The organism is uncultured Boseongicola sp., assembly GCF_937988555.1.
Taxonomy (GTDB): domain Bacteria; phylum Pseudomonadota; class Alphaproteobacteria; order Rhodobacterales; family Rhodobacteraceae; genus Boseongicola.
Genome location: NZ_CALJXO010000251.1, coordinates 1 through 5986, shown reverse-complemented (window position 1 = coordinate 5986; position 5986 = coordinate 1). Strand labels below are relative to the sequence as shown.

Here is a 5986-nt window from a genome sequence, read left to right as displayed (position 1 = left end):
GTCCGCACACCGACGTTTTAGCCGACAAAAATGCTGCGCCATGCACGAATGGCCGCAATGCGAAAGCTGCACCGCAGCGTTGTATGGAACGGCCAAAGTCCGGTTAGGGCCGTTCATGTTGGTCGGGGCGAGATCGTTTGGCAGGATCGCAGCGATGCGGCTAACGGCAGAAAGGAGCCTATTCTGTTCTCTAATCTGTCAACATGCTATCCCGCTTTGCGGGCTGTTTGGCGTCTGAGGTTGCCTTGGTTCTCTTCGAGCTCGCTGGCTCATGATGGGGTTGGCTGGGTGTGGAGTGGCAATGTTGAAACCGCGATCGGTTGGTTGTTTGACTGTCGCTGCACAATAGCCGCCATGTTCCACGCCCTCCCTCGGGCGTCGTCCCGAATGGGAACTGTGATGTAGAAATTCTCTGTTGTTGTTCAGTTTCTGGTCATACGGCCTGGAAGTCATTCTGATCGCGCATCATCGCATGCAGGATGATCGCGAGCCGCCTTGCCAGCGCCGGCTAAACACCGGGAAGATTTGTTACTGGACGCAGCTGCAGAAGGTAGAGGGTCTCCCTCTCTAGTGCCCATTCGATATCATGTGGTCCGGCACCGAAGACGATTTCGCAACGCTCCACAAGGTGCCGCAGTGCGGCCAGTCTTTCAGCATCGAGACAGTGGTCCTCAACAAGATGTGCAACAACGGCCTCGGTGCGCGTTTTGCCTCCGGGCACCCTACGCACCATTACGTCTTTGTAGCCCGCGCGGCTTTCTAGAAGGTAACCAGCCCGATCCATGCGATAGGTGTCCGGTATCACGAGACCTTGGACAACCGCTTCGCCAAGACCCCAAGCGGCTTCGACCACAAGCTCGTTATGTCCGGTCACTGGATTGCATGTGAACAGTACTCCGGCCACGTCTGCGTCAACGAGCCTCTGGATGACAACGCCCATGCCCATTGTCATGTCTGCCCCGACACGCGCGCGATAGGCCATGGCCGACTCCGTTCGTGCCGATTGCCACACGGACAGTACCGCGTCCAATATCGCCTCGGGACCTTTGACATTGAGAACGGTCGCATGTTGCCCGGCGAAACTTGCGCCAGCCGAGTCCTCGCCAATGGCTGAAGACCTGACAGCCATATGACCGGAGAACTCAGTGCACAGCCCTTCAAGTTTCACTCGTGCCCCGGCTTCTCCTGATGCGATCGCATCGACGAACGCGGTATCGAGCGCGAAACCATCCGGCACGGGAAGCCCGGCGCGGATGGCCGCGCCGAGTTGCATAGCTTTACCGCCGTAGACCTGCTCATCGCTGACCGACGACAACCGAACCGCTGTCATTGGGCGTCGATCCACACTTCACCGGTTGTCCCGTTCACCGTCACACTGGCTCCGTCCGCGATCAGAGCAGTCGCGTTACGTGTCCCCACGACCGAGGGGATGCCATACTCACGACCCACGATGGCGGCGTGCGAAAGAAGACCGCCTGCATTCGTTACGATGGCTCCGATCAAGGGAAGGACGATATTGAAGGAGTCCGAGGTCGCGGAGGCAACAAGCACATCACCGCGTTCCAGACGACTTAGGTCCTCGGTTCCGCCAATAACGCGCGCGGTCCCGCTGTAGATGCCGCGGCTTGCCCCAATTCCCTTGACGATTGCGGGATCTCTGTCGGCCTCCGGCGCTGCGCCGAGGGATTGAATCGCCGTGCCCATGGCTGCCATGACCCGGAAGACATGAGGAGGCAGACCGTCCATCGGAGGCGGAGGAGAGGGGGGATCACCGAGCTCCGCCGGGGCATCCTCGGCCCGGTTTGCCTTGCGATACTTGGCGCGCTCTGCCAATTCGGCGGCGCTTGGTCCGCCCGTTCCGGTCATGAGGGCTTTGATCTCCTCGTAATCCGCTTCAATTAGATGTGCCTTCTCGTCAATCCTGCCTTCCGAAGCAAGCCGCTTTCCGGCGGCAAGCAGTGCACGGCGCATGACGCCGCCCGCCCAAACATCGCTGTAGAATCCACGCTCGTCGCGCAGTCGCGACATCAGTCGGACCTCACCCAGAAGTTCATCGAACTGGGCGCGGTGTTCGGACGGAATCCTGTCGCGCAACCTGGACACTTCGTCCTCGGTCACCCCGCTATCCTGATGCGCCTCACCATCAACTGCCAGCCTGATGCGAGAGACGAGCACGTCGGGCACTTCTATGGCTGCGGGTTCGCCCGTATCCAGAGTGTTGAGCAACCTGTTGCCGACCACTCCAAGATACGCCCCAGCAGCCTCACCCAGCGGACCTAGCTCACTGCAGAGCCGGTCCAGTATGTCGGCGTTAGCGTCCCCAGATTCGAGAATTTCGCGCGCCGCCGGATTGGTGCGTATTTCTTCGGCCAGGCGATCCATCTCAGGAAAAGTCCCTGCGGATTCCGGAGCGTTGCCGCGCGTCAGCGCAAGAAATTCACCCATCGGCAGGTTCGTCCATGCGCCGACATGCGCCATGAAATCGCCCACCGGCAGAATCGCGGCCAAATTGAAGCTGTGGTGTTGACGAACCATGCGTCGCAGGTTTTCGCGGCAGCGATCGACATAGGACATCAGTTCTTCGTCGGACAAGGCATCGGGATTGATCGCCAGAAGTTCCTGGTGAGTCTTGATCGAAGCAGGTTTTGTTTCTCTATCCCAGCGCGAGAGGTCTTCTCGCCAGATCTTTTTTGCAAAGACCTCCTCGGCGGCTTGGAAACGTGCGGGAATTTCTTCCTCGGGCGCTGGCACAACGATGGAGTAGGCGAACCCATTCACGAACCGGTATTCCAAAGTGTCGATTAGCAAGCCATAGCGGCGCGCACCCTCCACGAACCCCTCAGAGATACCGTGCGGATGTATCTCGGCCTGAAAGCGAGATACGGGGCGCGGAAAGTGGGCGCCGTCTATAGACCAAGAGCCCGGTCCGGGTGCTTTGAAACTTGTCGGGGCGGGCTTTGTTGGGCTGTCCATCACAGATTTTCCTGTACTGTTTGAATATCGAATGCATTTAAAATCATTGGCGGGAACTTAGCGGATGTCGGCGTTTTGGAATAGTCTGTCATTGACAGGCTGATACGGCTGCTGGGTCCAGCTTGTCGCGGGGGCCGCGCCGAATCTCAATGGCCTGTTGATCGACCCGATGCGGGATGCCGGTTCAGGCGGATTTGACGGTGGAAATGCTGGCACCCGGAAGTCGGCGGCTCATGATTGCAGAGAGTACGATCGCAGCGGTAAACAGCCGGATCATGACGTCGTGCCGCGCAACGCTCACGGTACCATCGCTTCCCAAAACCGCGCCAAGAACCAGGATACTGAGAATGCCCCCGAGGTAGCGCATTGTTGAACTCACACCGGCCGCCATTCCGGCCTGACTGGGCTCAACAGCGCCCATCGACGCGGCCTGAGCGGGCGCGTTGCACAAGCCAATGCCGAACCCGAACATCAGCAGGGCCACTATCGCGTCCCTCGGTGTCTCGAATGATCCCAGTTGCCAAAGCTGGAGCACGCCTGAAAACAGTATCAGGCTTCCCAAAAGTGCCGCTTGCCGCGCGCCAATTCGGTCGGTCAATTGCCCGCCAATAGGTGCGGCGATCACCATGCCTATCATCATCAAGAACAGCATGTAGCCAATCTCGCGCGGCTCCGTCCCCCGGAACACTGTGAAGAATTGGGGCAATTCGAACAGCAAACCGTACATCGCAAAGTTCTGAGCCGCGATCATCAGCGTTCCAGCGGTAAAGGCAGGCAGGCAAAACAGACGCGGATCAAACACTGGCGCGGTCGCTTTCGCCTCCCATCTGACGAAAGTCACGCCTGCGACGGCTGCGGACAATACCAGAGCCGCGAAAATGGCACCATCAAGCTTGCTCGCCACAATCAGGAGCGCCAGCGATAATGCCAAGAGTCCTATTCCGACGAAATCGAGTGACTTGGCCAGTCTTCCAAGTGACCGCTGCATCGGGGTGTTTTTCTCGGGCAATGGATATGCCCGCAGCAGAAAGGCAGAGACGGCAAGAAATGGCAGATTTGCCAGAAATACTGAACGCCAACCGAAAAGGCTTACAATCTCACCACCCAGCGCGGGGCCTCCCGCAGCGGCAATTCCCATGGTCGCGCCGAATAGGCCAAAAATGCGACCCCGTCGCTCTGGCGGCACATGAAGACGCAAGAGGGCAAGTGTCGCGGGAACGACCAGTGCCCCGGCAGCGGCCATAACACAACGTGAGACGAACAACAGGCTGATGCCCTGCGCCAGAAGCCCGAAAGCCGCACCGATGACATAGAGAAAGATCCCAGCCCACAGTATACGCGAGTGCCCGACAAGATCACTTATCTTTCCCGCAGGTCCTTGGAAAACGACGTTTACAACCAGATAACCGGTGACTAGCAATCCCGTAATCAGAACAAGATCCGCACCTATGCCGATGCCGATGGACGGGAGTGCTACGGCGATCAGCGTGGAACCCAACGGTGCCTGCGCCGACGCGATCAGCAATGCCACGGTACTCGCGGCGGACATCCTGATTGCTGCATCGGGCTTGTTCAAAGTGCAGTTCCGCCATTATGGCCGCATGCCAGATGCAGCCAAGAGATCGCCTTGCTGCGACGAGCACAAGGTGTAATCCGCAGGCGGTTCCGTGAAAATTTACGGTCCCATGCGCCGCAGGAGGAATACCCAGCTGTCTTGTTGACCAGGATAATGTGTCATGCACGAATGTCCGGCACAGAATGCTTTCGCGCAGATTATTGTGCTGTCCTTCGAAGTCGGCGAAGGGCCGTTCATGTTGGTCGGGGCGAGATCGTTTGGCAGGATCGCTGCGATGCGGCTAACGGCAGCAAGGAGCTCAAACTGACTGGTTACCGCAACGAAACGAATGTCAGCTTCACCAATATGACCGGTTACGGCCGTTTAGGCTGGACGGTTCTGGCAAGAAGATATTTCCGCTGTGTAGGACAAACGCTTGAATTGTCGTTGAGGCACTATGATCCTGACTGCGTTGGTGTCGCTAAACGAGCTCAGTTTCCGTCATTGCGGACGTCCAATTTTACTATAGCTTGGTTACACAAAAGCCATTCTTAGTGCGGGAGCACTACCATGACCCAAGCGTCTAGCAATCTAAAACTAGAACAAGTGATACTTCCGTCTGTCAAAGACCTTGGTGGCGGATTTGAAGTTCGGCGCGCCTTGCCGTCTCCCCAGCGACAGATGGTCGGCCCGTTCATTTTTTTAGACAGCTTTGGCCCCGCGGTTATTCGTGCTGGGGACGGTGTTGATGTTAGGCCACATCCACATATCGGACTGTCTACTGTGACTTATCTGATTGAGGGGAACATCGTCCATCGCGACAGCGAAGGGTATGTGCAACAGATCGCAGCAGGTGAAGTTAATATGATGACGTAAGGTCGTGGCATCGTGCATTCTGAGCGAACCGGGCCAGAGTTCCGAGAGACCGGTGGCACGGCATTCGGATTTCAGACGTGGCTCGCTCTTCCCAAGGAATTAGAAGAGACTGACCCAGGATTTCAACATATCAGCGCTAGCGAAGTCCCGAAAGACGAAGGAGACGGCGTCAGCATGTCTCTTCTTGCCGGTACGTTGAATGGACACAGGTCCCCAACCAATGTGTTTTCTGAGACGCTTTATGCAGATCTAATTCTTGTAGATGGAGCCCGGTATAAAATCGATACTGCGCATATTGAACGGGCAATGTATGTGGTCAGCGGGTCAGTTGAAATCGTGGGACAGGAAGGCTCATTTGGCAAAGATCAGCTTGTGGTCTTTCAGCCGCACGCAGAGATCATCATCAAAGCGCACGGGCCGTTGCAGGTGATGTTATTGGGCGGCGAACCTTTCCCAGAAGATCGCCACATATTTTGGAATTTTGTATCCAGCAGTCGCGAGCGTATTGAGCAAGACGCTGAAGATTGGAAAGAACGTCGTTTCCCAGGCATAGTTGGGGAAGATGAATTTATCCCTTTGCCC

General features: G+C 57.0%; 5 protein-coding genes. 2 read left to right on the top strand and 3 right to left on the bottom strand.

The genetic code is table 11. The annotated features are described in order from the left end of the window. Positions 1-508 precede the first annotated feature (508 nt). From Q1B15_RS15010 to Q1B15_RS15000, 3 genes are all read right to left on the bottom strand, one after another. Positions 509-1330 (bottom strand): PEP/pyruvate-binding domain-containing protein, encoded by an 822-nt coding sequence (locus tag Q1B15_RS15010; protein ID WP_299754992.1) that lies wholly within the window; start codon positions 1328-1330, stop codon positions 509-511. Further along, positions 1327-2973, bottom strand: coding sequence for a PEP-utilizing enzyme (locus Q1B15_RS15005; RefSeq protein WP_299754991.1), 1647 nt, complete (start codon positions 2971-2973; stop codon positions 1327-1329). Before Q1B15_RS15005 ends, Q1B15_RS15010 begins: the two co-directional genes overlap by 4 nt. Before the next feature lie 184 nt (positions 2974-3157). Beyond that, on the bottom strand, positions 3158-4549 hold the full coding sequence (locus tag Q1B15_RS15000) for an MFS transporter (protein ID WP_299754990.1): 1392 nt from the start codon (positions 4547-4549) through the stop codon (positions 3158-3160). Between the two features lie 549 nt (positions 4550-5098). Here Q1B15_RS15000 and Q1B15_RS14995 point away from each other — a divergent pair. Continuing rightward, positions 5099-5404 carry a pirin family protein gene (locus tag Q1B15_RS14995; RefSeq protein WP_299754989.1) on the top strand — a complete coding sequence of 102 codons (306 nt, stop codon included), beginning with the start codon at positions 5099-5101 and terminating at the stop codon, positions 5402-5404. 174 nt (positions 5405-5578) lie between these two features. Beyond that, on the top strand, positions 5579-5986 hold a 408-nt coding region (locus Q1B15_RS14990; RefSeq protein ID WP_299754988.1), incomplete at its 3' end, for a pirin-like C-terminal cupin domain-containing protein.

Bases quoted from the DNA above. Each gene is read 5' to 3' on its own strand.
- Q1B15_RS15005 (WP_299754991.1), bottom strand. From the start codon at position 2,973: ATGGACAGCCCAACAAAGCCCGCCCCGACAAGTTTCAAAGCACCCGGA.
- Q1B15_RS15010 (WP_299754992.1), bottom strand. From the start codon at position 1,330: ATGACAGCGGTTCGGTTGTCGTCGGTCAGCGATGAGCAGGTCTACGGC.
- Q1B15_RS14995 (WP_299754989.1), top strand. From the start codon at position 5,099: ATGACCCAAGCGTCTAGCAATCTAAAACTAGAACAAGTGATACTTCCG.